General features: G+C 69.0%; 24 protein-coding genes and 2 pseudogenes. 15 read left to right on the top strand and 11 right to left on the bottom strand.

The window, feature by feature from the left end:
* Positions 1 to 71: 71 nt before the first annotated feature.
* The 7 genes and pseudogenes from KHC23_RS21530 to KHC23_RS21500 form a co-directional block, all read left to right on the top strand.
* Positions 72 to 1586, top strand: a pseudogene (locus KHC23_RS21530) (DNA translocase FtsK); the annotation flags it as partial.
* Positions 1587 to 1757: 171 nt separating this feature from the next.
* Positions 1758 to 3218 carry an NAD-dependent succinate-semialdehyde dehydrogenase gene (locus KHC23_RS21525; RefSeq protein WP_213375626.1) on the top strand — a complete coding sequence of 487 codons (1461 nt, stop codon included), beginning with the start codon at positions 1758 to 1760 and terminating at the stop codon, positions 3216 to 3218.
* 405 nt (positions 3219 to 3623) lie between these two features.
* Positions 3624 to 3797 carry a hypothetical protein gene (locus KHC23_RS21520; RefSeq protein ID WP_213375624.1) on the top strand — a complete coding sequence of 58 codons (174 nt, stop codon included), beginning with the start codon at positions 3624 to 3626 and terminating at the stop codon, positions 3795 to 3797.
* A 218-nt stretch (positions 3798 to 4015) separates the two neighbouring features.
* Positions 4016 to 5362 (top strand): ATP-dependent DNA helicase, encoded by a 1347-nt coding sequence (locus KHC23_RS21515; RefSeq protein WP_213375622.1) that lies wholly within the window; start codon positions 4016 to 4018, stop codon positions 5360 to 5362.
* 55 nt (positions 5363 to 5417) lie between these two features.
* Positions 5418 to 5567: a hypothetical protein gene (locus tag KHC23_RS21510; protein ID WP_213375621.1), complete on the top strand. Its 150-nt coding sequence runs from the start codon at positions 5418 to 5420 to the stop codon at positions 5565 to 5567.
* A gap of 130 nt (positions 5568 to 5697) precedes the next feature.
* Positions 5698 to 6147: an RrF2 family transcriptional regulator gene (locus tag KHC23_RS21505; RefSeq protein WP_213375619.1), complete on the top strand. Its 450-nt coding sequence runs from the start codon at positions 5698 to 5700 to the stop codon at positions 6145 to 6147.
* On the top strand, positions 6144 to 6539 hold the full coding sequence (locus KHC23_RS21500) for a methylglyoxal synthase (RefSeq protein ID WP_213375617.1): 396 nt from the start codon (positions 6144 to 6146) through the stop codon (positions 6537 to 6539). The genes KHC23_RS21505 and KHC23_RS21500 overlap by 4 nt, the downstream gene beginning before the upstream one ends.
* Positions 6540 to 6737: 198 nt before the next feature.
* On the opposite strand, the gene KHC23_RS21495 is transcribed toward KHC23_RS21500, so the two are convergent.
* From KHC23_RS21495 to KHC23_RS21465, 7 genes and pseudogenes are all read right to left on the bottom strand, one after another.
* Positions 6738 to 7955, bottom strand: a complete 1218-nt coding sequence (locus KHC23_RS21495) for an acyl-CoA dehydrogenase (protein ID WP_213375615.1) — start codon at positions 7953 to 7955, stop codon at positions 6738 to 6740.
* A 130-nt stretch (positions 7956 to 8085) separates the two neighbouring features.
* On the bottom strand, positions 8086 to 8958 hold the full coding sequence (locus KHC23_RS21490; protein WP_213375613.1) for an energy transducer TonB family protein: 873 nt from the start codon (positions 8956 to 8958) through the stop codon (positions 8086 to 8088).
* A gap of 119 nt (positions 8959 to 9077) precedes the next feature.
* Positions 9078 to 9563 (bottom strand): annotated as a pseudogene (exbD, locus tag KHC23_RS21485) (TonB system transport protein ExbD); the annotation flags it as partial.
* 5 nt (positions 9564 to 9568) lie between these two features.
* On the bottom strand, positions 9569 to 10771 hold the full coding sequence (gene exbB / locus KHC23_RS21480) for a tonB-system energizer ExbB (RefSeq protein WP_213375609.1): 1203 nt from the start codon (positions 10769 to 10771) through the stop codon (positions 9569 to 9571).
* A 205-nt stretch (positions 10772 to 10976) separates the two neighbouring features.
* Positions 10977 to 12398: an FAD-binding oxidoreductase gene (locus KHC23_RS21475; protein ID WP_213375608.1), complete on the bottom strand. Its 1422-nt coding sequence runs from the start codon at positions 12396 to 12398 to the stop codon at positions 10977 to 10979.
* Between the two features lie 13 nt (positions 12399 to 12411).
* Positions 12412 to 12825: a type II toxin-antitoxin system VapC family toxin gene (locus KHC23_RS21470; protein ID WP_213375606.1), complete on the bottom strand. Its 414-nt coding sequence runs from the start codon at positions 12823 to 12825 to the stop codon at positions 12412 to 12414.
* Positions 12822 to 13064, bottom strand: coding sequence for a type II toxin-antitoxin system Phd/YefM family antitoxin (locus KHC23_RS21465; protein WP_213375604.1), 243 nt, complete (start codon positions 13062 to 13064; stop codon positions 12822 to 12824). The genes KHC23_RS21470 and KHC23_RS21465 overlap by 4 nt, the downstream gene beginning before the upstream one ends.
* A gap of 169 nt (positions 13065 to 13233) precedes the next feature.
* On the opposite strand from KHC23_RS21465, the gene KHC23_RS21460 reads away from it, so the two are divergent.
* The 8 genes from KHC23_RS21460 (at position 13234) to mgtE (ending at position 21984) form a co-directional block, all read left to right on the top strand.
* A complete protein-coding gene (locus tag KHC23_RS21460) occupies positions 13234 to 15063 on the top strand; it encodes an ABC-F family ATP-binding cassette domain-containing protein (RefSeq protein WP_213375602.1) in 1830 nt (609 codons plus the stop codon).
* A gap of 183 nt (positions 15064 to 15246) precedes the next feature.
* The gene (locus KHC23_RS21455) at positions 15247 to 16050 is read left to right on the top strand and encodes a TrmH family RNA methyltransferase (protein WP_213375600.1); all 804 of its coding nucleotides are present in this window, start codon (positions 15247 to 15249) and stop codon (positions 16048 to 16050) included.
* Between the two features lie 280 nt (positions 16051 to 16330).
* Positions 16331 to 16954, top strand: a complete 624-nt coding sequence (locus KHC23_RS21450) for an amino acid kinase family protein (RefSeq protein ID WP_213375598.1) — start codon at positions 16331 to 16333, stop codon at positions 16952 to 16954.
* Positions 16951 to 17508: a flavoprotein gene (locus tag KHC23_RS21445; protein WP_213375596.1), complete on the top strand. Its 558-nt coding sequence runs from the start codon at positions 16951 to 16953 to the stop codon at positions 17506 to 17508. Before KHC23_RS21450 ends, KHC23_RS21445 begins: the two co-directional genes overlap by 4 nt.
* A 1-nt stretch (position 17509) precedes the next feature.
* Positions 17510 to 18982 carry a DUF6513 domain-containing protein gene (locus KHC23_RS21440; protein ID WP_213375594.1) on the top strand — a complete coding sequence of 491 codons (1473 nt, stop codon included), beginning with the start codon at positions 17510 to 17512 and terminating at the stop codon, positions 18980 to 18982.
* Positions 18979 to 19545 (top strand): DUF447 domain-containing protein, encoded by a 567-nt coding sequence (locus tag KHC23_RS21435; protein ID WP_213375593.1) that lies wholly within the window; start codon positions 18979 to 18981, stop codon positions 19543 to 19545. Before KHC23_RS21440 ends, KHC23_RS21435 begins: the two co-directional genes overlap by 4 nt.
* A complete protein-coding gene (locus tag KHC23_RS21430) occupies positions 19542 to 20264 on the top strand; it encodes a (5-formylfuran-3-yl)methyl phosphate synthase (RefSeq protein WP_213375591.1) in 723 nt (240 codons plus the stop codon). Before KHC23_RS21435 ends, KHC23_RS21430 begins: the two co-directional genes overlap by 4 nt.
* A gap of 340 nt (positions 20265 to 20604) precedes the next feature.
* The gene (mgtE, locus tag KHC23_RS21425) at positions 20605 to 21984 is read left to right on the top strand and encodes a magnesium transporter (RefSeq protein ID WP_213375589.1); all 1380 of its coding nucleotides are present in this window, start codon (positions 20605 to 20607) and stop codon (positions 21982 to 21984) included.
* A 113-nt stretch (positions 21985 to 22097) separates the two neighbouring features.
* On the opposite strand, the gene KHC23_RS21420 is transcribed toward mgtE, so the two are convergent.
* The 4 genes from KHC23_RS21420 to KHC23_RS21405 form a co-directional block, all read right to left on the bottom strand.
* Positions 22098 to 22898, bottom strand: a complete 801-nt coding sequence (locus tag KHC23_RS21420) for a formylmethanofuran dehydrogenase subunit C (RefSeq protein WP_213375587.1) — start codon at positions 22896 to 22898, stop codon at positions 22098 to 22100.
* The gene (gene fhcD, locus KHC23_RS21415) at positions 22895 to 23812 is read right to left on the bottom strand and encodes a formylmethanofuran--tetrahydromethanopterin N-formyltransferase (protein ID WP_213375585.1); all 918 of its coding nucleotides are present in this window, start codon (positions 23810 to 23812) and stop codon (positions 22895 to 22897) included. The genes KHC23_RS21420 and fhcD overlap by 4 nt, the downstream gene beginning before the upstream one ends.
* 148 nt (positions 23813 to 23960) lie before the next feature.
* Positions 23961 to 25628: a formylmethanofuran dehydrogenase subunit A gene (locus KHC23_RS21410; protein WP_213375583.1), complete on the bottom strand. Its 1668-nt coding sequence runs from the start codon at positions 25626 to 25628 to the stop codon at positions 23961 to 23963.
* Positions 25629 to 26879: a formylmethanofuran dehydrogenase gene (locus KHC23_RS21405; protein WP_213375581.1), complete on the bottom strand. Its 1251-nt coding sequence runs from the start codon at positions 26877 to 26879 to the stop codon at positions 25629 to 25631.
* Positions 26880 to 26882: the final 3 nt, after the last annotated feature.

Here is a 26882-nt window from a genome sequence, read left to right as displayed (position 1 = left end):
CTGCCGCGCCGGCGCCCCGCGCCGCCCGTGTCGCCCCGCGCCCGGCGCCGGCAGGAAGCGACGACTACGAGCTGCCGCCGCTGGAACTGCTCACCGAGCCGCCCGCCAGCGAGCCGGACTACGAGCTCTCCGAGGAGTTCCTCGACCGCAATTCGGTGAAGCTGCAGCAGGTGCTGCATGATTTTGGCGTGCGCGGCGAGATCATCGACGCCAATCCCGGCCCGGTGGTGACGCTGTATGAGCTGGAGCCGGCCCCCGGCATCAAGTCGAGCCGCGTCATCGGCCTCTCCGCCGACATCGCCCGCTCGATGAGCGCGATCTCCGCCCGCGTCGCCGTGGTGGAAGGGCGCAACGTCATCGGTATCGAACTGCCCAACCAGCGCCGCGAGACGGTGTGGCTGCGCGAGATGCTGGCCAGCCACGAATTCGAGGCCGCCCGCGCCAAGCTCGGCATCGGGCTGGGCAAGACCATCGGCGGCGAGCCGGTCATCGTCGACCTCGCCCGCATGCCGCATCTGCTGGTCGCCGGCACCACGGGTTCGGGCAAGTCGGTCGCCATCAACACCATGATCCTCAGCCTGCTCTACCGGCACCGCCCGGACCAGTGCCGGCTGATCATGATCGACCCGAAGATGCTGGAGCTTTCGGTCTATGAGGGCATCCCGCATCTGCTGACCCCGGTCGTCACCGACCCGAAGAAGGCCATCGTCGCCCTGAAATGGGCGGTGCGGGAGATGGAAGACCGCTACAAGAAGATGAGCCGCCTCGGCGTGCGCAACATCGACGGCTTCAACGCCCGCGTGGCGGAGGCCACCGCCAAGGGCGAGATCATCACCCGCACGGTGCAGAAGGGGTTCGACAAGGAAACCGGCGAATTGCTGGAAGAGGAGGAGATCATGGATCTCGCTCCCCTCCCCTTCATCGTCATCGTGGTCGACGAGATGGCCGACCTGATGATGGTCGCCGGCAAGGAGATCGAGGGAGCGATCCAGCGCCTCGCCCAGATGGCCCGCGCCGCCGGCATCCACCTCATCATGGCCACACAGCGCCCGAGCGTGGACGTGATCACCGGCACCATCAAGGCGAACTTCCCCACCCGGATTTCCTTCCAGGTGACGAGCAAGATCGATTCGCGGACCATTCTCGGCGAGATGGGCGCCGAGCAACTGCTTGGCCAGGGCGACATGCTCTACATGGCCGGTGGCGGGCGCATCTCCCGCGTGCACGGCCCGTTCGTCTCCGACCAGGAGGTCGAGCGCGTCGTCGAGCATCTCAAAAGCCAGGCGCGGCCGGAATATCTGGAAGAGGTCACCGCCGAAGAAGACGAGGAGCCCGCCGCCGACGACGGCGCCGTGTTCGACAAATCGGCCAATGGCGCGCTCTCCGGCGAGGATTGCGGCGATCTCTACGACCAGGCGGTGGCGCTCGTCATGCGCGACAAGAAGGCGTCCACCTCCTACATCCAGCGTCGGCTGCAGATCGGCTACAACCGCGCCGCCTCGCTGATGGAGCGGATGGAGAATGAGGGCTATGTCGGCCCGGCCAACCATGCCGGCAAGCGCGATATTCTCCGCGAGACGCGCTGAGCCGCCTCGCCCCGCCTCCGGGCGGGGCCGCTGTTGACGACCGGCGCCGCCGGAGCGGCAACACAGGCGAAAACGGTAGCCGCGGCCGCTGCGGCAGGCCACCTTGCCCCTTTCCGTCCGGCATCCGGGCGATTAGGTATGCGCCAGCACCCTGTCGCGAAAGGTTCGGCCATGTCCCACACCGTTTCCTACCCCGAAGTCCAGCTCTTCATCGACGGCAAATGGCGTGGGGGCAGCGGGCAGGACGGCGCGCCCGCCAGCCAGAAGGTGATCAACCCGGCGACGGAAGAGGCGATCGGCACCGTCGCCCATGCCGGCCGCGCCGATCTCGACGCGGCACTCGCCGCCGCCGAGAAAGGTTTCGCGCTGTGGCGCCACACGCCCCCGCACGAGCGCTACAAGATCATGCGCAAGGCGGGCGAAATCCTGCGCGAGCGCCATGAGACCATCGCCACCCTGATGACGATGGAACAGGGCAAGCCGCTGCCCGAGGCGCGGATGGAGACGCTGACCTCCGCCGACATCATCGACTGGTTTGCCGAGGAAGGCCGCCGCCAGTATGGCCGGCTGATCCCCGCCCGCGCCGCCGGGGTGCAGCAGGCCGTCCACCGCGAGCCGGTGGGCGTCGTCGCCGCCTTCACCCCGTGGAACTTCCCGATCAACCAGGCGGTGCGCAAGGTCTCGGCCGCGCTCGCCGCCGGCTGCGCGGTGATCCTCAAGGGGCCGGAGGAGACGCCGGCGAGCTGCGCCGAGCTGGTGCGCGCCTATGCCGATGCCGGCGTGCCTGCGGGCGTGGTCAACCTTGTCTTCGGCGTGCCGGCGGAAATTTCGCAGTACCTGATACCGCACCCCATCGTGAAGAAGATCTCCTTCACCGGCTCCACCGTGGTTGGCAAGCAGCTCGCCGCGCTGGCCGGCGCGCATATGAAGCGCGTCACCATGGAACTGGGCGGCCATGCCCCCGCCGTGGTGTTCGAGGATGCCGACGTCGAGGTGGCGATCAAGCTGCTGTCGGGCGCCAAGTTCCGCAATGCCGGGCAGGTCTGCGTCTCGCCGACCCGCTTCCTCGTGCATGAGGACCTGTATTCCCGCTTCGTCGACGGCTTCACCGAAGCCGTGAAGGGCGTCAAGGTCGGCAATGGCCTGGACGAGGGCGTGCGCATGGGCCCGCTGGCCAATCCGCGCCGGGTCGAGGCGATGGAGGCGCTGACCGCCGACGCCCTCGCCAAGGGCGCCACCCTGCACACCGGCGGGGCGCGCATCGGCAACAAGGGCTATTTCTTCGAGCCGACCGTGCTGACCGACCTCTCGCCGGATGCGCGCATCCTCAATGAGGAGCCGTTCGGCCCGATCGTGCCGATCCAGTCCTTCACCTCGACCGAGGCGGTGATCGCCGAGGCCAACCGGCTGCCCTACGGCCTCGCCGCCTATGCCTACACCACCTCCGCCGCCCGCGCCGACGCGTTCGCCCGCCGGGTGGAGAGCGGCATGATCTCGATCAACCATCACGGCCTCGCCCTTCCCGAAGTGCCGTTCGGCGGCATCAAGGATTCCGGCTATGGCTCCGAGGGCGGCACCGAGGCGATGGAGGCTTATGTGAATACCAAGTTCGTCACCCAGCTCGGCGTGTGACCGAACGACCGCACGAGAGCAGTGGCATGACGCCGTCTGGAGCGGTCAACGGTAAAATAGCACTCGCCAGCGTTTGCGATGTGGGGTGTCCGTACAGCGGCCTCCACATCGCGGGTCCCGTTATGGACCGTCTCCGGCGGCGGGGCCCGTGCATTTAGTATTGCCCATTGCTTGCCATCGGGCGCGTCAAACGCTCTCCGGATGATCGGAGGGCGGCCCGGGACACTATTGCTGCGCCTTGATGACATCGCAACGATGAGACGAAACAAGCGCAATAATGACGTTTTAGGCGTCGCCGTTATTGACACGTAACTTATAGAGTGAAGAATTCACTATAATGCGGCGGTTCGCCATTATACTGGGAAGCAGAAATTTCTTCCGCGGAAAGGACACCGTAACGATAACGTGGATGTCGCCTTGTTGAATAAGGCGCGCAAGGCGCTGGGCCGTCAGGACATCGGTTCCCCGGGCCACGACTGGCTCCTGCGCCTGAATACATTCCGGCACCGGCGCCACAATAAGATTGTGAACAAGGCGATCACCACCATCGAAAAGATGCAGGCGCAGGCTTTTGACTGAATAGTCGGATCCTGTCCGGTGACATTCGAGCGATATTCGCGGCGGCACTCTGACCTGGAACAGTGACGATAGAGCCTTCTCCGATCCGGTGGCTCCTCCTGATCAAAAAGGCACACTGGACAAGGTGACAGCTTCGTCGACGCTGCCCCTGCCCCGCCCACAGGCCGGACCGCAGGACCTTTTTGGTCGAATGCCCCCTCCTGTGCTCCATTGCGCCGATGACCGACAAAGCCGCGCTTGCGATTCGCCCTTCTCTCCCGGCCGAGGCCTTTGCCGGCCCGCTCGCGCTGGTCGGCTCCGGCGCTCCGCTCGTGATGGTGCTGGGCGGCGCGGGCACGGGGAAGACCACGTTCCTGCATGCGCTGCGCAAGCATGGTGGTGGCCGACAGGCATTTCTCGCGCCCACCGGCGTCGCCGCGCTGCAACTCGGTGGGCAGACCATCCACTCCTTCTTCGGCCTGCCACCGCGCCTCGTCGACCCCGACCAGGTGCGTCCGCGCACGCCCAAGCGCACCTTGATGAAGAAGCTGGAGCGGCTCGTCATCGACGAGATTTCCATGGTGCGCGCCGACGTGCTCGACGCGGTGGACCGCTCGCTGCGCATCGCCCGCGGCACTCCCGAGCCGTTTGGCGGCGTCCAGGTGGTGCTGGTCGGCGACTTCCTGCAACTGCCGCCGGTCGTGCCGATGGCCGAGCGCGAGATACTCGGCCGTCTCGGCTACGAGGGCCCGTTCGCCTTCGACGCCCGCGTGCTGCGCGAGGTGGAGCCGGCGCGGCTGCCCTTCCTGCAGGTCTACCGCCAGACCGACGATGCCTTTGTCGGCCACCTCGCGGAACTGCGCACCGGCCGTTATGTCGGCGACGCCATCGCCGCCATCAACGCCGCCTCGCACCGCGAGCATCGGCCCGGCCGCATCCCGGTGGTGCTGGCACCGACCAATGCGCGCGTCGATGCCTATAACCGGCGCGGCCTCGAGGCCCTGCACGATGACGGCCGGCTGTATGAGGGCAAGAGCGAGGGCGAGTTCGACCTTGCCAATGACCGGCTCCCGGTGCCGGAGACGCTGGCGCTCAAGGTCGGGGCACGGGTCATGACGGTGCGCAACCATCCCGAGCGGCAATGGGTCAACGGCTCGGTCGGCACCATTACCGGCCTCGCCCCGGACCGCGCCTATGTCCGGCTCGACAGCGGCGGCATCGTCGAGATCGAGCGCACCAGCTGGGAGCGCATCCGCTACGACTGGGACGAGGCCACCGGCAAGGTCGCGGCCAAGGTGGTCGGCACCTACACCCAGCTCCCGCTCGTGCCCGCCTGGGCGGTAACGGTGCACAAGGCGCAGGGGCTGACGCTGGAGGATGTGCGGATCGACTTCGACAGCGGCGCCTTCGCCGCCGGGCAGGCCTATGTGGCGCTGTCGCGGGCGCGCACGCTGGAGGGGCTTTCTCTGGCCCGCCCGCTGCGCGCCTCCGACATCCGCATCGACCGCCGCGTCGCCGCCTTCACCGCCGCCTTCGAGAACGGCGGCGCGCTGGGACCGGCGGTGCGGGCGTTCGACGCGGACTGACCTCTTTACATATTCCTACAAGATCCATAGATTACTCTCCACACGGAGAGACGCCATGAGCTGGATCGGCCTTCGCCGCCACCGCGACAAGCTGCTGTTTGCCCTGGCCTACAGTGCCGTGGTCGCGGCCGTGCTGTTCCTGCACCCCTTGTCCGAGAGGCGCGAGCCGGTGGCCCTCGCCATCGCCGGCGAGACCGCACGCTGAGCCGGCGCGCGCCACTGGTGGAATTGCCGCTGATCCCTCATTCATGCGATGCACGGGCGGCGCCGATTCCGCGCCCCGCCGATTCATCCCCTTTGTGTCGCCACGCGCGCGGCCGAGTGACGAAGCGGACATGCTGACCAACAAGGGCAAATACGGCCTGAAGGCGATGCTTTTTCTCGCCAGGCTCGAACCGGGTTCAACCGCGATGGGACAGGAAATCGCCACCGCCAACAACATCCCGAAGAAGTTCCTCGACGCCATCCTGCTGGAACTGAGGAATGCCGGCATGCTGCGCTCCAAGAAGGGGCCGGGCGGCGGCTATGCGCTTTCCAGGACGCCGCGCGAGATTCGCATCGGACACATCATCCGTGTACTCGACGGCCCGCTGGCGCCACTCAACTGCGCCAGCAAGAGCGCCTATGTGCCCTGCCAGGACTGCGAGGATCTCGCCTCCTGCGCGGTGCGCATCACCATGAGCAAGGTGCGCGACGCCATGTCCGACATTCTCGACGGCATGTCGCTGCACGACATGGTGGTGTTCGCCCGGGTCCCGGACGCCGACCTGATGTACAACATATGACGCCGGGGGCTTCGCTCGGGGCGGGCCTCCTCGGCCTCGTCGCCCATGACAGCAAGAAGGACGAGATGGTCGCCTGGGCGCTCGCGCACCGGCAGACCCTCGCCCGCTTTCCCATCGTCACCACCGGCACCACCGGCGGGCGCATCCTCGACGCCTGTCCGGAACTGCGGCTGACGCGGCTGAAGAGCGGGCCGCTCGGCGGCGACCAGCAGATCGGCGCGCTGATCGCGCAGGGGCAGGTGCGCGGGCTGGTGTTCTTCGTCGATCCGCTCACCGCCCAGCCACATGATGTCGACGTGAAGGCGCTGATGCGGGTGGCGCTGGTCTACGACATCCCGCTCGCCCTCAACCCCGCCACCGCGCAGATGCTGATCGCGGCGCTGCGGGAATAGGGCTCGGGCGATTTTCGACCTTTGCGCCGTCCCGGCCGGGCCGCGTGCGGCCCCAGGGCCGGCCCGATGGACGCCCTATGACGCCGGATGCCTCTCGGGTCTCGTCGCGAACGGAATTCGCCCAAGCGCCCATGCCGAATCCGGATCGGCGGCGCGCAGGCGCAGCCGGAGCGCCGCGTCGGGACCCGGCCTGCGCCTTCAGAAGAAGGCCTGGTGCCCGGTGATGGCACGGCCGAGGATCAGCGCATGGATGTCGTGCGTACCCTCATAGGTGTTCACCGTTTCCAGATTCACCATGTGGCGCATCACCGGGAACTCGCCGGAAATTCCGTTGCCGCCATGCATGTCGCGGGCGTGGCGGGCGATGTCGAGCGCCTTGCCGCAATTGTTGCGCTTGAGCATGGAGATCGATTCGACCGGCAGCCGGCCCTCGTCGAACAGGCGGCCGGCGCGCAGCGCCAGTTGCAGCCCGAGCGTGATCTCGGTCGCCATGTCGGCGAGCTTCTTCTGGATCAGTTGCGTCGCCGCCAGCGGCTTGCCGAACTGCTTGCGGTCGAGCGTGTACTGGCGGGCGCTCGCATAGCAGGCTTCCGCCGCCCCCATCACCCCCCAGCCGATGCCGAAGCGGGCACGGTTGAGGCAGCCGAACGGACCCTTCAGGCCCGAGGCGTCCGGCAGCAGGTTCTCTTCCGGCACCTCGACCCCGTCCATCACGATCTCGCCGGTGATCGAGGCGCGCAGCGAGAGCTTGTTCTCGATCTTCGGCGTCGACAGGCCCTTCATGTCGCGCTCCAGCAGGAAGCCGCGGATCTCGTTGTCGTGGGCGGCCGACTTCGCCCACACCACCGCGAGGTCGGCGATCGGCGAATTGGTGATCCACATCTTGGCGCCGGAGAGGCGGTAGCCGCCGTCGATCTTCTCGGCGCGGGTGCGCATGCCGGCCGGGTCGGAGCCGGCGTCCGGCTCTGTCAGGCCAAAACAGCCCACCATCTCGCCGGTGGCGAGCCTGGGCAGGTATTTGCGCTTCTGCGCCTCGCTGCCATAGGCGTTGATCGGGTGCATCACCAGCGAGGACTGCACGCTCATCGCCGAGCGGTAGCCCGAATCGACCCGCTCCACCTCGCGCGCCACCAGCCCGTAGGAAACGTAGCCGAGGCCGGCGCCGCCATATTCCTCCGGGATGGTGGGGCCGAGCAGGCCGAGTTCGCCCATCTCGGTCATGATCTCGCGGTCGAAGCGCTCCTCCATGAAGGCCGAGGTCACGCGCGGCAGCAGGCGCTCCTGCGCGTAGTCGCGCGCCGTGTCGCGCACCAGGCGCTCTTCCTCGGTGAGCTGGCCTTCAAAATCGATCGGATCGGCCCAGTCGAACAGGGTCTTGCCGGGCTTGACGGCGGCGGTGGACGGCGCGGCGCGCATGAAAGCTCTCCCGAATGCCGGCGGCGGAGACGGGATGGGCGCCGGCGCCCTCTCTTACAACGTCGCCGGCGCGGATGCATCCGGGCGGAGGTCGCAGAAGCGGGGAGCGCGCACCGCCCGCGCCGCCTCGTCAGCGCACACTGAACAGCACCGGCACGGTGAAGGAGATCGTGCCCCCGCCCACTTCGGGCGGCGGGGCGGGCACCGGCGAGGCACGGCGCACCATCGCGACCGCCTCCCGGTCGAAGCTGGCATTGCCGGACGAGCCCACCAGCCGCGCCGAGAGCACCCGGCCCGACCGATTTATGCTGAAGGCGACGCGCGCCTTGCCGGCCCCGCTCTCGCCGCTGGGATAGCGTTTGTGACGATTCAGGTGCGCCATCAGCCGCGACCGCCAATTGGCCGGCGCACGGCTGTTGGATGTCGCCGCCCCGGCAGTGGGCGCGGCAATGCGGTCCGAGCGCTGGGCCTCGATCGAGGGCGCGGCGGAGGTGCGCGGCGCCGGGGGAAGATCGCTCTTCTCTTTCTTCTTCGGCTTGGGCTTCGGCTTCGGCCGCTCCTTCGGCGGATCGGGCTTCTCTTCCGGCGGCGGAATTTCCTGGGCGAGCGGCGGCGGTGGCGGCAGCGGCACCTCGATGTCCTTGGCCGGGCTTTCCGGCACTTCCGGCACCGGCTCCTCCTCCGGCACCGGCTCGGGCGGCGGCGTGTCCTCCACCTCCTCGGCCAGCGGGTCCGGAGGAACCTCCTCCTCCACCTTCTCCTGCGCCTCGACCATCTGCGGGCCGGGCGGCAGTTCGACCGGCTCGGCGGCCGGCGCCACCGGCATCTCCGCCAGCTCGATCATGATCGCCGCCGGCTCCTCGGCCGCGACGATGGGTGGTTCGCTGAGGATGTAGCCGAGCGCCCCGCCATGCACGGCGAGCACGATGGCACCGCAGGCGAGCCAACCGCTCGCCTCGCGCAGGCGATGTCCCGGGGTTCCCTTCAGCAGCAGAAGGCTCATGGAGCCGGCGCCCCCGGCGCGGGCGCGGCAGGCGTTGGGGAAACAGGCGCGGGGGAAACAGGCGCGGCGGATGCGGGAGCGGGGGATGCGGGAGCGGGGGATGCGGGAGCGGGGGCATCCGATGCTCCGGCAGGTCCGCCAGCCGGGGCGCCCGCCGGCGCGGTCCCCGGCGCAGCGGCCGGCTGGCCGGTCATCTCGATGCCGACCAGCGCGATCTTGAGGTAGCCGGCGCTGCGCAGCAGGTTCATCACCTCCATCAGCTCGCCATAGTCCACGGTCTTGTCGGCGCGCAGGAAGATGCGGGTGTCGCGCTTGTTCTCCGTGGCGCGGTCGAGCGTGGCGCCCAGCGTCTCGCGCGCCACATCGTCATTGCCGAGCGCGAGCACCAAATCGCTCTTCACGGTAAGATAGACCGGCTTGTCCGGGCGCGGCTGCACGGTGGCGTTGGAGGCCGGCAGGTCGACCGCCACATCCACCGTCGACAGTGGCGCCGCCACCATGAAGATGATGAGCAGCACCAGGATCACGTCGATGAACGGCGTGACGTTGATCTCATGGTTCTCGACCAGATCGTCGGTCTCGGTGCTCTGAAGCTTGGCCGCCATGTCGGCTACTCCGCCGCGGCGCGCACGCGCTGCGGGGCGGCGCGGCTGGCGTCGCGCCGGTCGAGATCGCGCGAGAGCAGCCGCAGTACCTCTGCCGAGGCGTCGCCCATCAGCACCCGATAACCCGACACCTGGCGCGAGAAGTGGTTGTAGATCACCACCGCCGGGATTGCCGCGACGAGGCCGATGGCGGTGGCGAGCAGCGCCTCGGCGATGCCGGGCGCCACCACCGCGAGATTGGTGGTCTGCGCCTTCGAGATGCCGATGAACGAGTTCATGATGCCCCACACCGTGCCGAACAGGCCGACGAAGGGCGCGGTGGCGCCGATGGTGGCGAGCAGGCCGGTGCCGCGGGTGATGGCCCGCCCCGCCGCCACCTCGATGCGCGACAGCGAGATCGACACCCGTTCCTTGATGCCGTCGGCCGGCAGCGGGCCGGAGCGCTGCAGTTCGAGATCGGTGGTGCGCAGCATGGCGCCGGCCGGGCCGCGCGGGTCGCCGCGCCGGGCCTCGTCCAGGGTGGCGCTGGCGAGATAGCCCTTAAGCGCGCGCCGCAGCCGGCCCTTGGCGAGCGCAAGCTCCATCGTCTTGGCCAGCCACACCGTCCAGGTCACCACCGAGGCGAAGGCGAGGCCGATCATCACCGCCTTCACCACCCAGTCCGCCGCCATGAACATGCCCCACGGCGACAGGTCATGGGGAAGCTGGGCGGCGACGGTGGGGTCCTCGCCCGGGTCGAGCGGCAGGCCGGGCATTGCCGGATCGGCGGTGGTGGCAGCGGCGGTGGCGGGATCGGCAGCGGCGGAATCCTGCGCCGAAGGCCCGGCAGCCGGGGAATCGCCGACCGGCGCCCCCGTCGCCTCCGGGCTCGTCGTCCCGGGATTCACGGCGTCACCGGTCACTGGCGGCACCAGCGGGTCCGCCGCCGGCGGCGCAGACGTCCCCGGCGTCGCCGTGGAGGGCGAGGCCGCCGGTGTGGACGAGGCCGGCGCCGGCGCTGCGGGAATTGGCGCGGAAGGGCTTTGCGCGGCGGGCGCCGACGGAGCGGCGGGCTGGGCGGCGGGCGCGGGCTGAACCGGCGGGCTCGCCCCTGGCGCCTGTCCCTCGACCTGCGCCCACGCTCCCACCGGACCGGCAATCAGGAGCACAACGGCGAGAAGCGCGTTCAGGGCCGGGCGGTGCGGAAGGGTCGTGCGTGTCGTCGACATGGCGGCTTTCCGAAGTTCCGGTTGGCCCACCGCCGCGACCGCGCGTGTGCGGATGTATCGGCGGAAGCCTCCTCAGTTCCGGCTTCCATAAACCCGCAGTGACGGCGTCGACAACACTAAAACGTTGGGAAACACAAATGTAGAATTCTTCGAAACAAGGACTTCAGCAGGAATATACAATTTAACATCGTTCCAGACTAAGCATTCATCCCACCTGAACACCGATCACCTTGCCGGGGTTGAGCGTCTGGGCGGGATCCAGCGCTGCCTTGACCCGGTGCATCAGCTCCAGCGCGACCGGATCGGCGTAATGCGCCAGTTCTTCCCGCTTCAGCCGGCCGATCCCGTGTTCGGCGGCAATGGAACCGTCCATCTCGGTCACGATGTCATGCACGATGCGGTTGAAGGTCTCCCACAGCGCGATGAAGGCCGCCTTCTCCATGCCCTCGGGCTGGCTGAGGTTGAAGTGGATGTTGCCGTCGCCGACATGGCCGAACGGACACGGCCGCAGCCCCGGCAGCGCCGCCAGGCAGGCGGGCAGTGCCCGCTCCAGGAACTCCGGCACGCGCGACACCGGCACCGAGACGTCGTGCTTGATCGAGCCGCCCTCGTGCTTTTGCGCCTCCGACATGTCCTCGCGCAGGCGCCACAGATTCGCCGCCTGGGCCTCGCTGGCGGCGATGACGGCGTCCAGCACCTCCCCCGCCTCCATCGCGGCCGCCAGCCCCTCCTCCAACAGCGCGCCGAGGTCGAAGGCGCGGGTCGGCGAGGAAAGCTCGGCCAGCACGTACCACTCATAGGTATTGGCCAGCGGGCGCACCGCGCCGGGCATATGCTTCAGCACCGTCTCGACCCCGAAGCCGGACATGAGTTCGAAGGTGGTCAGCGCGTCCCCCGCCTCCCCGCGCAGGCGCTTGAGCAAGGCGAGCGCGGCAGCGGGGTCGGGCACGGCGAGAAAGGCGGTGGCGCGCTGCGCTGGCTGCGGGAACAGCTTCAGCACGGCGGCGGTGATGACCCCGAGCGTACCCTCGGTGCCGAGGAATAGCTGCTTCAGGTCGTAGCCGGCATTGTTCTTGCGCAGGCGCTTCAGCCCGTTCCACACCCGCCCGTCGGCCAGCACCACCTCCAGCCCCAGCACCAACTCGCGCGCATTGCCATAGCGCAGCACGGCGGTGCCGCCGGCATTCGAGGACAGGTTGCCGCCGATGCGGCAGGAGCCCTGCGAGGCGATGTGCAGCGGAAACAGGCAACCGGCTTCCTCCGCCGCCGCGTGCACCTTGTCGAGAATGCAGCCGGCCTCCACCGTCATCGTCATGTCGACCGGGTCGACGGCGCGCACGCGGTCGAGCCGGGCGAGCGACAGCACCATCTGTCCGAACGGCATCTGCCCGCCGACCAGCCCGGTATTGCCGCCCTGCGGCACCAGCGCCACGCCGGCCCGCGCGCAGGCCTCGACGATGAACGCCACTTCCTCGGTGGTTCCCGGCCGCAGCACGGCGGGCGCCTCGCCCTGATAGAGCCCGCGCTCCTCGCGCAGATAGGGCGCCATATCGGCCGGATCGGTCAGCACATGGGCCGCGCCGATGCGCTGGGCGATGGAGGCGAGCAGGGGCGAGAGGGCGGGCATGAGCATTCCTGAACTATCGGGAGGCGTCGATGACGAGAACGTGGCCGGCGCCACCATAATCGAGGATGGCGCGGTCGGCAGTGAGCAACGGCGAGCCCAGATGCCGCGCCGTGGCGATGATGATGCGGTCGGCCGGGTCGGCGTGCAGCGTGCCGGGCAGGCGCACGCTGTCCACGGCGATGGCGGGCTCCAGCGCTGCCAGCCGAAGCGCGGGCAACGCCAGCACAGTCTCCAGCCAGGCGCCGACATCATCGGTCAGCGCCAGTCGGCCCTTCTGCACGAGAAGTGCAATTTCCCACGGCGTGATGGCGGAAACGAACACGCTTCCGGCCTCGCTGGCCCGCTCGATGGCGTCGCGCGCCTGTCGGCCGAGACGCGCGTCATCTTGCAGCGCCCAGACCAGCACATGCGTATCGAGAACGATCACGAATGCGCCGCCCAGTCGCCCTCGTCTGCCGCCGGTTCAAACGGGTCGTCATAGCGGGTGACGACGCCACGAGAGGCGCCGATCAACGGTCGCGCCGGCGAGGGTCTGACGGGGCTGAGCACCGCCACCGGCTTGCCCCTGCGGGTGATGGTTACCGGTTCGCCGGTCTCATTCATTTCGTCGATCAATCGCAGGCATTCGGCCTTGAACTGAGCGGCCGCAACGACCCTGGCACTCATGAACCTGCCTCCGCGAATTTGTACAGGAGTTATGTACATCATTCGCCCGCAATGGCAAGGTTGGACCGCGCCGGCCGGGCGTAATGCCGGACCTGACACTCGCACCCGACATGGCTCCATTGTCGCCCCACCCCTTGCCCCGGCGCGGCTTTGCCCCTATCCCCGCGCCATGGCGCCTCCTCTCCTTCTGCTTCAAGACACCAAGCTTACCTTTGGCGGCACGCCGCTGCTGGAGGGGGCGGAGCTTTCCGTCTCCGCCGGCGAGCGCGTCGGCCTCGTCGGGCGCAACGGCTCGGGCAAGTCCACCCTGCTCAAGATCGCCGCCGGCCTGGTCGCGGCCGATGGCGGGGCGCGCTTCGTGCAGCCGGGCGCGACGGTGCGCTATCTGCCGCAGGAGCCCGACCTCACCGGCTTCGAGACCACGCTCGCCTATGTCGAGGCCGGCATGGGGCCGGGCGATGCGGAATACCGCGCGCAGTACCTGCTCAGCGAACTCGGCCTCACCGGCCTGGAGCATCCCGCCAACCTGTCCGGCGGCGAGGCGCGACGCGCGGCGCTGGCCCGCGTGCTGGCGCCCGAGCCGGACATCCTGCTGCTCGACGAGCCGACCAACCATCTCGACCTTCCGGCCATCGAATGGCTGGAAGCCGAGATCGCCTCGCTGCGTTCCGCGCTCGTGCTCATCAGCCATGACCGCCGCTTCCTGCAGGACCTGACCCGCGCCACTGTCTGGCTCGACCGGGGCCGCACCAAGCGCATGGAGCGCGGCTTCGCCTTCTTCGAGGAATGGCGCGACCAGGTGCTGGAGGAAGAAGAGCGCGACCAGCAGAAGCTGGCCCGCAAGATCGTCGCCGAAGAGCACTGGATGCGCTACGGCGTCACCGCGCGGCGCAAACGAAACGTGCGCCGCGTCGGCGAACTGGCGGCCCTGCGCGCCCAGTTCCGTGACCATCGCGGCGCGCTCGGCACCGTCACCATGGCCGCCACCGAGGCCGAGGTCTCCGGCAAGCTGGTGATGGAGGCCGAGCACATTTCCAAGGCCTATGGGGATCGCGTCATCGTGCGCGACCTCTCCATCCGCATCCAGCGCGGCGACCGCATCGGCATTGTCGGGCCCAATGGCGCCGGCAAGACCACGCTGCTGAAAATGCTCACCGGCGAACTGGCCCCCGACAGCGGCAAGGCCAAAATGGGCACCAATATCGAGATGGCGACGCTGGACCAGCGCCGCGCCGCGCTCGACCCCAACCGCTCGGTGCGCGAGACGCTGACCGACGGGCGCGGCGACCAGGTGTTCGTCGGCGGCAATCCGCGCCACGTCATCGGCTACATGAAGGACTTCCTGTTCACCCCGGAACAGGCCGGCACCGCCGTGTCGCGGCTGTCGGGCGGCGAGCGCGGGCGGCTGCTGCTGGCCTGTGCGCTGGCGCAAGCCTCCAACCTCATGGTGCTGGACGAGCCGACCAACGACCTCGACCTTGAGACGCTCGACCTCCTGGAAGAGATGATCGACGACTATGCCGGCACCGTGCTGCTGGTGAGCCATGACCGCGACTTCCTCGACCGAACCGTCACCGCCACCATCGCCTATGAGGGCGACGGCAATTGGGAAGTCTATGCCGGCGGCTATTCCGACATGGTGGCCCAGCGCGGCCATGGCGTGAAGATGCGCGCGGCGGCAGCGGCGGCGCCCAAGGGGACGAGCGCCAAGGCCGCGAACAGGAACGCCGGCAGCACCACGCCCGCCCCGGCCTCGTCCAAGCGCAAATTCTCCTTCAAGGAGAAGCACGCGCTGGAACAGTTGCCCAAGCGCATGGCGCAGCTTGAGTCGGACATCAAGCGTATCAACAACACGCTGCACACGCCGAATTTCTACACCCGCGACCCCGCCGGCTTCCAGAAGGCCACCGCAGAACTGACCAAGGCGCAGGCGGAACTGGCCAAGGCCGAGGAAGAGTGGCTGGAGCTGGAAATGCGGCGCGAGGAAGCCGGCGGGTGAGCCACGCGGGACCGTGCAAGGGCGCGGCCTGCGTGCTTCGAGACGCGGCTTAGGTCCATCATCCGATCTGAACCGCCCTCATCCCCGGGCTTGACCCGGGGACCCAGCCTTGCCGCCGTGAGCCAATGGAAACCTGGGTCCCCGGGTCAAGCCCGGGGATGAGGGAGAGATCAGAGTGCCGTCATGATGCTCATCCCCCTCACCTCCCCGGACGACCCGCGCATCGACGCCTATCGCGTCATCAAGGAGCGCGATCTGGTCGGGCGCGGCGGGCGCTTCATCGTCGAGGGGCGCACGGTGCTGGATGTCGCGCTCTCGCCTCGCAACCGCTTCGCGTTGGAATCGCTGCTGCTGGCGGAAAGCCGGGTCGACGCACTCGGCTCCCTGCTGGCGCAGGCGCCGCCCGAACTACCCATCTATACCGCCAGCCAGGCGATTCTCGACGGCATTACCGGCTTCCACATCCATCGCGGCCTGCTCGGCGTCGGGCTGCGCGGGGCGCTGCCCTCGATGGCGCAGACCATCGAAGCCCTGCCGGAGGCGGCGCTGGTCGTGGTGCCGCTCGGCATCGCCAATCACGACAATGTCGGCGGCATCATGCGCAATGCCGCCGCCTTCGGCGCCGACGCGGCACTGTTCGACTTCGCCTCCTGCGACCCGCTCTACCGCAAGGCGATCCGCGTCTCGGTCGGCGGCAGCCTCGTCGTGCCCTTCGCCCGCGAGGGTTCGGCGGAAGCGCTGGTCGACCGCCTCGCCGCCGCCGGCTTCGAGCTTCTGGCCCTCAGCCCCGCCGGCGAGACGACGCTGGGCGAGGTGCAGCCCGCCCGCCGCACCGCCCTGCTGCTGGGCGCGGAAGGCCCCGGCCTGCCCGGCGCCATCCTCGCCCGCACCCGCACCGTGCGCATTCCGATGAGCGCCGGCTTCGATTCGCTCAATGTCGCCACCACCAGCGGTATCGCGCTGCATGCTCTGGCCGGCGGCCGGTAAAGCACGCGTGAGAGGCGAATCAAGGCTCGACAATCCCGGCACCGAAGCGCATTCTCAGGTGCACTTCTACAGGCGGGCAGCCGTCTGATTGATCGTCAACTCTTCAAAGCCCGAGGTTCACGCCTCGGGCTTTTTTCTGTCCGGCGCCGCTTTGGGCGGGCGGCTTTTGCTGATATGGCGGCGACCGCGCGGCTCGATCTTTGGCCGGGAGACGGAACCGATTAGGTTGGCACGACCTGATCGACGCGGGCTCCCGCCCGGCCCGAACGGAAGCTGAACGATGCCGGACCTGCCTCACCCTTCCCGCCCCGAGATCGTCAAGCTCGGCGGCAGCCTCATCGGCCACCCGCGCCTGCCGGCGCTGCTCGACGCGCTGGCGCGCCGCGGGGCACCGCTGGTGCTCGTCGCCGGGGGCGGCCCGCTGGCGGATGGCGTGCGGGCACTGCAGCCGCGCCTGGCGCTCTCCGATGCCGCCTGCCACCGCATGGCGATCCTCGCCATGGAGCAGACCGCCATCGCCTTTGCCGACCTCAGCCGCGATCCCTCGGCGCCCGGCCTCGCTCTCGCGGACACCCGCGAGGCGCTGGCCGAGGCGCACGCGCAGCGCCGCGCCGCGTTGTGGCTGCCCGCCCGCATGGTGCTGGCGGCGAGCGACCTGCCGGAGAGCTGGGAGCTGACCTCGGACAGTCTCGCGGCGTGGCTGGCGGAAAAGCTCGGCGCCGCCCGGCTCACCCTGGTCAAATCGCTCGCCGCCGCGCCGGGCAGCACCGCCCGCGAATGGGCCGCGGCCGGGCTGGTCGACCCGCTCTTTCCCGGCTTCGCCGCGCGGCTTTCCTGCCCCGTCGGCCTGACGACGGCGCAGATGCTGCTCGCCGCCTGCAACCATGGGGATGCCGCCGCATGAGCGCGACCAAGGGACGCTACCCGCGCTGGGCCTGGGCGCTCACCGGCTCCGGGCACTTCTTCACCGAATCCATCGCCCTCATAAAGTCGCTGGACGCGGTCGACCTGTTCGTCTCCAGGGCGGCTGACGAGGTGCTGCGCATGTACAAGCAGGACCTGCCGAAGGACACCCGCATCTTCAAGGAGACGACGGCCAGCTCCGCCCCGGTCGGGCGCTTCTATGAGGGGCTGTACCACACGCTGGTGGTCTCCCCGGCCTCCTCCAACACGGTGGCGAAGGCGGTGTTCGGCATCTCCGACACGCTGGTGACCAACTGCTTCGCGCAGGCCGGCAAGTGCCGCGTGCACGCCATCGTCTTCGCCTGCGACACCGCGCCGGAGATGATCACCATGGCGCCCAAGGGGCCGGTCTCGGTCTACCCGCGCCGCATCGACCTTGAGAACACTGCCAAGCTCAAGGAATTCGACGACACCGTTGTGGTGGAATCGATCGGGGAGCTGGAAGCCGCCATCGCCGCGCGGCGCCTCCACCTCGCGGACCGGGCCGCCTCCTGAGATGGCGGACGAGCGCGCGCCCGCCTCCCCGGCCAGCCCCGCCGGCAAGCCGGAAAAGGTCGCCCTCGTCACCGGCTCGCTGGCCGAGCCGCGCCTGACCAGGATCGCTGGCGAGATCACCGATGCGAGCCTCGACCCCGTCGTCGTCAATGTCGGGGTCAAGGTCGCCGCGCTGATGACGGCGGAGATCGTCGAGCGCCGGCTGAAGCTGCCCGAGGGCACCGACCGGGTACTGATGCCCGGCCGCTTCCGCGGCGACCTCGACCGGCTGGAACGCTTCTTCGGCGTGCCCTTCGCCCGCGGCCCGGACGAGGTGGCCGACCTGCCGGACTATTTCGGCCAGAAGCGCCGGGCGGCGGACCTCTCCCGGCACGACGTCACCATCTTCGCCGAAATCGTCGACGCCACCGTGCTGGATCTCGACGCGCTGGTGGCGCGCGCCTTGTTTCTCCAGGGCGAGGGCGCCGACGTCATCGACCTCGGCTGCCTGCCGGACACGCCGTTCCCGCATCTGGAAGACGCCATCGCCGCCCTTCACGAACGAGGGCTGAAGGTCAGCGTCGACAGCTTCGATCTTTCCGAACTCGCCCGCGCCACCCGCGCCGGCGCCGACTACCTGCTCAGCCTCAACGAGACCACGCTGGACGTCGCCAAGGAAGGCCCGGCGGTGCCGATCCTGGTGCCGGCGACGCAGGGCGACCTCGCCTCGCTCTGCCGCGCGGTCGATGCCTGCCTGGCCTCGGGCCAGCCCTTCTATGCCGACCCGATCCTCGACCCGATCCATTACGGCTACACCGCCTCGGTGGTGCGCTATGCCGAGCTGCGGCGGCGCTATCCCGATATCCCGATACTGATGGGCATCGGCAATGTCACCGAGCTGACCGATGCCGACACGACAGGGATCAACGCCATTCTGATGGGGATGATATCCGAACTGCACATCCAGGCGGTGCTGGCGGTGCAGGTGAGCCCGCATTGCCGCACGGCGGTGCGCGAATTCGACCGCGCCCGGCGCGAATATTTCGCCGCCCGCCAGGCCGGTGCGCTGCCGCAGGGCTTTGGCGGCGGGCTGATGGGCCTGCGCGACCGCAAGCCCTATGCCGCCGCGCCGGACGAGATCGCCCGCCTCGCCTCGGAGGTGCGCGACCGCAATTTCCGCATCGACGTGACGCAGGCCGGCATCCACATCTACAATCGCGACGGCCACCATGTGGCCAGCGAGCCGTTCGCGCTGTTTCCCCATCTCGGCGTCGAAGCCGATGGCGCCCACGCCTTCTATCTCGGGGTAGAAGCCGCCCGCGCCGAGATCGCCTTCAAGCTCGGCAAGCGCTACGCGCAGGACGAGGGGCTGAAATGGGGCGCGGCGGGCGAGATCGCCGGCAGCCCCGAGGAAGCCCACCGTTTGACATTCAAGGAAGCCGGCACGACCTTGCAGGCCAAATCCGCCAAGGCGAAAGCCGGAGAAACCCCGTGATCCGTGAAGCCATCGTCACCACCCGTTCGCTGGAAGGTGAGCCGCATATTGCGCCGATGGGCGCGACGGTGATCGAGGGCGGCTATCTGCTACAGCCTTTCCGCCCCTCGCGCACGCTGGACAATCTCGCCCGCACCCGCATCGCCGTGGTCAATTTCACCGACGATGTGCGCATCTTCGCCAGTTGCGTGGTCGGCCGCCGGCTGAATGTCGACGTCAGGAAGGCGACCTATATCGACTGCCCGCGCCTCGCCGACGCGCTCTCGCATGACGAGATCACCGTCGAGCGGGTGGAGGACGACCCGCAGCGGCCGAAGTTCTTCTGCAAGACCTATCATTCCGAAGGCCATACACGTTTCGAGGGCATGAACCGCGCCAAGGCGGCGGTGCTGGAGGCAGCTGTGCTGGTGAGCCGTCTGAACATGCTCCCCGACGAGAAGGTCGACCAGGAGATGGCCTATCTCGCCATCGCGGTGGAAAAGACCGCCGGGCCGGAGGAACTGGAAGCGTGGGGCTGGATGCTGGAGGCCGTGGCGCAGCACCGCAGCCGGCGCGCCTCATGAGCGCGCCCGCGCCCGGCCTGCTGGCCAGCGTCACCGATCTCCACGAGATGGAGCTGGCGCGGGCCGGCGGCGCCGACATCGTCGATCTCAAGCAGCCGGCCTTCGGCGCGCTGGGAGCCTGGAGCACCGACGCGCTGGCCGCCGCGGTCATGCTGTGGGGCGCCTGGGGGGAGCAACTGGGCGAGCAGGCGCGCCCGGCGCTGAGCGCCACCGCCGGCGACCAGCCGATGGTGCCGGCGCTTGTCCGCGCCGCCGCCGAGCGCGTCGCCGGGACCGGCGTACCGATCGTCAAGATCGGTCTTTCCCGCTCCCAGCACACCAATGAATGCATCGAGGCGCTGGCCCCGCTCGCCAGCCGGGTGCGGATGATCGGCGTGCTGTTCGCCGATGAAGGGCCGGATTTCGGCGTGCTCGCCGCGCTCGGCCGGGCCGGCTTCGCCGGGGTGATGATCGACACCGCCGACAAGAAGGCCGGGTCGCTCACCGCGCATCTCGACCCGCTCACCCTCGGCCAGTTCGTCGCCGAGGCGCGCCGCCACGGGCTCCTCACCGGGCTCGCCGGCTCGCTCGCGCTCGACGACATCCCGTCCCTCGTCGGCGTCGGGGCAGACTATCTCGGCTTTCGCGGCGCGCTGTGCGAGGGCGGTCGCAGCGGCACGCTCGACCCGGTGCGGCTCGGCCAGGTCCACGCCCGCCTGCGCGAACCGAGCGACCATTAGCGCCCATCCTCCGTCGTCATCCCGGCCGAAGCACCGCGCAGAGCCGGGATCGCAGACCGATCGCCTCCCGGGAAGCGATCCCGGATCGATCCTGACGGATCGTCCGGGATGACGGCGCGCGACGACTCTCCCACCTTGACTTTACCTTTCGGGAGGTTCATTCCCCCGCCCGCCGCGTGTCACCGCGCCGCAATTGGAATCCCCTAACCATGCCCTGCGACAGTACCAGTCGATTGTCCGGCCCGTGGCGGCCGGCGCCGTGAGCCGGCCTCGGGGTTGAGATCCCGTTTCGGCTCCCCGCGCCGCCTGTAAATGGCCGGTCAGCGGAAAGAGAGCCGAAATGGACGAACGGACGGAAGACCGCCGCGACGATATGTTCGTCGATGCCGCAGCCCTGGCGGCCGAACTCGCCGAAGAGCACCCCGCCGACATCGCCGAAGCGCTTGACGAGCAGGAACCGAGGACGGCCTCCGCCGTGCTCGCCAGCCTGCCGCGCGAGCAGCAGGTCGAGGTGCTGGACGGCCCCGACGTCGACCTCACCAGCGAGTTGATCGAGGCGCTGCCGGTCGAGGAGGCGGTGCGCCTCGTCTCCGACATGTCGGCCGACCGCGCGGCGGACCTGTTCCGCTGGATGGACGAGCCGGCCCGCTCGCATCTGTTCGCCCGCCTCGCGCCGGAGACGCAGGCCGAGCTGAACCGCCTGCTCGCCTGGCCTGAGCACAGCGCCGGCAGCCTGATGACGACCGAATTCGTCACCGTGCCCTCCACCTGGACGATCGGCGAGACGCTGCGCCATATCCGCGAGACCGAGCGCACGCGCGAAACAATCTACGCCATCTACGTGCTCGACCCGGACACCCAGAGGCTCGTCAAGGCGGTGACGCTGCGCCGCCTCATCACCGGCGAGCCCGAGCAGCCGATCCTCGAAGTCGCGCCCAAGCACGACCCCATCACCACCGACCCGCTGATGGACCGCGAGGAGGTGGCCAAGCTGATCTCGAAATACGACCTGCTGGCGGTGCCGGTGGTGGACGAAAACGAGCATGTGCTCGGCATCGTCACCGTCGACGACATGATCGACGCGATCATCGAGGAAGGCACCGAGGACGCGCAGAAATTCGGCGGCATGGAAGCCCTCGACGAGCCCTATATGGAGATCGGCTTCTTCAGCATGCTGAAGAAGCGCGGCGGCTGGCTCTCCATCCTGTTCCTCGGCGAGATGCTGACCGCCAACGCCATGCAGCATTTCGAGGACGAGCTGGAGCGCGCCATCGTGCTCACCCTGTTCATCCCGCTGATCATGAGTTCGGGCGGCAATTCCGGCTCGCAGGCGACCTCGCTGATCATCCGCGCGCTGGCCCTGGGCGAGATCAAGCTCAAGGACTGGTGGCGGGTGGCGCTGCGCGAGCTGCCCTCCGGCCTCGTGCTCGGCGCGATCCTCGCCACGCTGGGCATGACGCGCATCACCGTCTGGCAGCTCGCCGGTTTCCACGATTATGGCGAGTACTGGGTGCTGGTGGCGGCCACAGTCGGCGCGGCGCTGGTCGCCATCGTCACCTTCGGTTCGCTGATCGGGTCGATGCTGCCCTTCGTGCTGCGCCGGCTCGGCTTCGACCCCGCCAGCGCCTCGGCACCGTTCGTGGCCACCTTCGTCGACGTCACCGGGCTGGTGATCTACTTCTCCGTCGCCATGGTGATCCTGCGGGGCACGCTGCTTTAAAGCTGGGCAACGTCATCCCGGCCGAGCGCAGCGAAAGCCGGGATCGCCATCCGTAGCGGAACGCGATCCCGGATCGGCCTTCGGGCCGTCCGGGATGACAAATCGGACGACGGCTAAACCCCCGCCAGCACTTCACCCTGCCCGCCCATCAGCGTGTCGCCGACGATCCGGCGCGCATGGGTCCAGCCCTTGAGCATGTCCTTCAGCTCCGGCACCCGGCGGGCGAGCAGGCGCAGCGCCACCAGTTCGTGGCTGCCGGTGTCGATGAAGCCGGCCGGCAGCTCGGGCACCGCATGGGTGAAAATCGTCCCGCGCTTCATGCCGCGCCCCGCCAGCCTGCCGATGGCGCCGCCGACGCTCACCGTGCCGGCGATCATGCCGGTGGCCAGCCCCTCGCCGGCATCGCCGCCGATGGTGATGAGCCCGCCGCGCTGGCGTTCGGCCGCGCGCGGGCCGGCATTGCCGCCGATCCTCAGCACGCCGCCGGAGAGGCCGCGCCGCGAACCCGAGCCCGCCGCGCCGGCACGGGCACCCGCATGGCCGGCGAGTTCGATCCGCCCACCGGACATTTCCGCGCCGAGAAAATCGCCGGCATCGCCACTGACGCGCAGGAAGCCGCCGCTCATGCCCCGCCCGGCGAAGGCGCCGACCTGGCCATCGACGATCAGCTCGCCCTCCGACATGCCGGCGCCGACGCCGTCGAGGCGCGGATCGCCGATCTCGATCAGCAGCACGCCGTCCGGCGCGCCCTCGACGAAGAACAGTTCCGCCAGCTTCACGCTCCGCCCGCCATGCGGCACGGCGAGGTGCTCCAACTCGCGCAGCGAGAGCGGACGGGTAACCGAAGGCGTGAGGCCGGAAAGGTCGACGCGGGCCTCGAAAGGCGCGCGCGGCTTCAGGGAAACCCCGCTCATGCCGTCTCTCCCGCGCCGTTCTGCATGATCTCGCGCAGCTTGAAGTGGAACGGCCCGAGAGTGCCGCCGTAATTGCCGGCGTCGATCGCCACCACGCCGCCCTCGCTGCCGAGAGCGCAGACGGCGGAGATGCCGACCTTTGTGGCTTCCGCCACCGCCGCGAAGCTCACCCCGTCGATGACGATTTCCAGCACCGAGCCGACCTCTGCCGGCAGATGGCTCGGCACCGTGCCGCGCAGGGTCGGGCAATAGGCGTCATTGGTGGAGGCGAACAGGCCCTTATATTTCGAGCCGACCTTGGAGCCGGAGCGCACCACCCCGCCGGGGAACGGCAGGATGATCCCCTCGACCTTGCCCATCGCCGCCACCGCCGCCTCGGCCGCCCTCAGCGCCTGCCCGCGCGAGCGGGCGAGGATGAGGAAATTGCCGCCGCCGACACCCTCCACCGAGCCGGTGTCCTCGTCGCAGACGAACTCGCCCTCCATGACAGGCAGGCGCCAGAACCTCTTGTCGCCGATCTTCTTGGAAATCTGGTGCCCGTCGGCGAAGTAGCGGATGGTCTTGGCCAGCGGCACCCTCTTGCCGGTCTCGATGCCGGCATAGCAGGCGGTGGTCGGGCAGGTCAGCACGCACTGGCCGAGGCGCAGCGGCACCACCTTCTTCAACTGCTTGAAGTCCATCGCGAAGATGAGCAGGGACACGCCCGGGCGCCTGTCCGGCGTCTCCTCGGGTGTGAGCGTGCGCTCGATCCCCGCCTCGCAGCCGCAGCCGATCACCGAGGTGGCGAAGCCGGTGGTGGTGCGGCCGGCGATCAGTGCCCATTCCGGCGTGTCGGCGGTGACGATGAGGCGGGTGCCCACCATCGGGAAGGCTTCCGCGAAGGTGTCGCGGATCTCGACGCCATTGAGGATCATCGGGCGCCCTCCACGACCATCCTTCGAGGCTCGCTGCGCTCGCACCTCAGGATGACGTTGCTCTTGAAGAAGGCCGTCATCCTGAGGTGCCCGGCAACGCCGGGCCTCGAAGGATGCTCAGGCCGAAGACCGCACTCCATCCGGGCCCTCACGACGCCCCCCCTTCGCATTTCAGGATGGTCGGCCCGGCGCCGTTGCGCAGTTCGCCGTCGCTGACGCGGAAATGCTGGGCCTTCAGCCCCACCGCCTCGTCGAACCAGCGCTGCATGTCCGTGTCGACCGAGCGGTCGAAGTCGGGGCGGGCGACATGGGTGGTGCCCTGCGCGAGTTCCACCACCACGCCGTCCTTGACGATCAGCCGGCCACCCTTGAACACCAGCCGCGCCGCCGAGAACATCGCCTCGCGGTCGGCGTCCTCCGCGTGCACCGCGATGTCGGCCACCGCGCCGGGGCCGAGATGGCCCTTGTCCTTGAGCCCGAGAATGCGGGCGGGGCCGGCGCGGGTGAGGATGGCGATCTCCTCCAGCGTGTATTCGCGGGTGATCTGCGCCAGCAGCGTGTGCGCCTGCGCCGCCTTGTTGAGGGTGGCGAGCTGGGCGTTGCGGAAATCGCGGTCCATCAGCAGGCGGATCAGGTGCGGATAGGTGGTGAACGAGCCGCCATTGGGATGGTCGGTGGTCAGGAAGATCCGCCACGGGTCTTCCACCAGCAGGAACAGTTCCAGCCCGATCGCCCATTGCAGCGCGTTGACGAACGACTTGTCCTTGTACTCGAACGGCACCACGCCGCAGGCGGCGTCCAGCTCGATATCCATGCCGATGGACTTCTTCGGGCTGGCGAGGCCGCGATTGCGGTATTGCGACATGTAGTCGGCCGAGGCGGTGACGGTCTGGCCGAACATCACCTGCCCCACATCCACGGAGATGTTCGGATTGGCGTTGACCATTTCCGCGATCCGCGCCGCCGAGGAGGAAAAGCGCTTGTCGCCCTCGGTGCCGTAGGAATGGAACTGCAGATGGGTCAGGTGCAGCCGCCGTCCCTCGGTGGCGAGGATGGTGGCGAGCGTCGTCTCGTCATTGCCCGGCACGCCGAGATTGCAGCCATGCAAATGGATCGGGTGTGGCAGGCCCAGCTCCGTCACCGCGCGGATCAGCGTGGTCAGCACCTTGCGCGGGCTCACCCCGTAATGCGGGTTGGCCTCGTCGAGGTCCATCTTGCGGGCGTTGAACTTGAAGGCGTTGATGCCGCCGGGATTGACGATCTTGATGGCGAAGGCCTGCGTCGCCTCGATCATCCAGCCGACATAGGCGTTGACCTGCTCCTGCCCGGCGCCGGCCGCCAGCAGGCGCTGGAAATAGTCGTCATTGCCCAGCACCAGATAGGCGCCGGTGTCGAGATTGGGGATGTCGGCCATCTCCAGATGCGCGCCGCGCGCATTGGCGCCGAGCATCGCCGGCTCGAACACCGTGGTGTAGCCCAGTTCGGCGTAGCGGCAGCCGGTGGCGTGCGCGGTCGGCACCGCCCGCCCGCCGCCGCAGCCGCAGAAATTGCCCGGCATTTCGGGAAAGGCTCGCCGGTCCTCCTGCATCAGCAGGCGGGCGAGGTTCATCTTGCCGCCGGCGATATGGCTGTGCAGATCGATGCCGCCGGCCATGACCACGTCGCCGCCGAGGTCATACTCGGCGTCCGCCTTCAGGCCGGTGGGGGCGACGATGCGCCCGTCCTCGATCTCGATGTCACGCATGGCGCCGGCGGCGACGCCGTTCTCGCCATTGGCCGGGTCGAGCACGCGCCCGCCCTTTAGCCGCAGTCTCATCTACCCCTCCGCTATGCGACGCACAGCCTCGGCGACGCTGGGGAGCGTCGCGACGCGCAAGGCGCCGAGCGGCAGGCTTACGATGGAATCCATGCGGAACACCGTGCCGGCGTGGTCGACGCCGGGAGTGCCCACAGGGATGAGAACATCAGGTTCAGTGTCGAATACTGTCTCGGGATGGGCAAGCGCGATCAGCTTGCCGGTGAAGTTCATCGCGGCGAGGTCCGGCGGCGGCTCAGGCCGGAACGCCGAGACCCACACCAGCACGTCGGCGTCGGCCAGCGCGGCCTGCGTGGCGAACAGCGCGCCGTCATGCGCGCTTGCCTGCCCCCGCACCGCGGTGCGGAACGGATAGCCGAGCCGCCACAGCAGCAATTGGTTGGCGCCGATGATGTTGTCGCGTCCGCCGAGCGGAAACACGCCGCCGCGGGTGGAAAGGTTCAGCGTGTCGACGAGCGCGGTCGCCCGTTCCGCCACCAGATCGCCGTCGTCGAGTTCCGCCGCGTTCCAGGTCACCACCGCGTAATGAGCGTTGCGCAGTTTCTCGGCCAGCGCGGCCAGCGCCTCCGCGCCGATGCCGCCGAAGCTCTCCCCCGGCGGCCGGCGGCCGGCGACGAGGCTGCCCAGCGCCTCCAGCGCCGCCACCGGGTCGGCACTCGCGTGATGAACGATGCTGGCGCCGGCAAGCTGCGCGCTCGCCTTCTCGCCCGGCGCGCCGCCGAGAAAGACCACGGTGCGGCCCTGGTCGGCGAAAAGCGGCGTGGCGGGGAACAGCCGCTCGAACAGCCGGCCCCAGGTCGCGGCGGGGTCGTCGCCGACCACCAGCAGTACGTCGCAGCGGTTGCGCACCTCGGCCAGCGTGGTCGACAGCCAGCCGGTGCGCTGGGCGGCGGCGTAGTTCCGGAACAGCCCGTCCGAGGCGTAATGGTCGAGCACGCCGCCGAAGCGGATGGCGAGATCGACCAGCGCGCCGGCGCCGGCCATGTCGGCGCCGAACCCGCCGATCAGCGGCGAACGCGCCGCCGCGAGAATCTGATGCGCCACACGAGCCGCATCGGTCGGACCGGCCTCCTCACCGGCCACACGCGCCACCGGATCGGGCACATCGATACGCCGCAGCAGCCGCGCCGCCTCGGGGCAGACCGGAGCCCTGGCGCGAATCGCGCGGCCCTCGACCTCGACGGCAAGGTCGTCGCAGCCCAGCCCGCAGAAGCCGCAGGCCACATTCTCGATCGTCTGAACCTCGGCCATGGC

It is taken from the genome of Ancylobacter dichloromethanicus, from assembly GCF_018390645.1.
In the GTDB taxonomy this organism is placed as follows: Bacteria; Pseudomonadota; Alphaproteobacteria; order Rhizobiales; family Xanthobacteraceae; genus Ancylobacter; species Ancylobacter dichloromethanicus.
The sequence above is the reverse complement of the archived record's forward strand: the minus strand, read 5'-3'. Positions and strand labels throughout refer to the sequence as shown.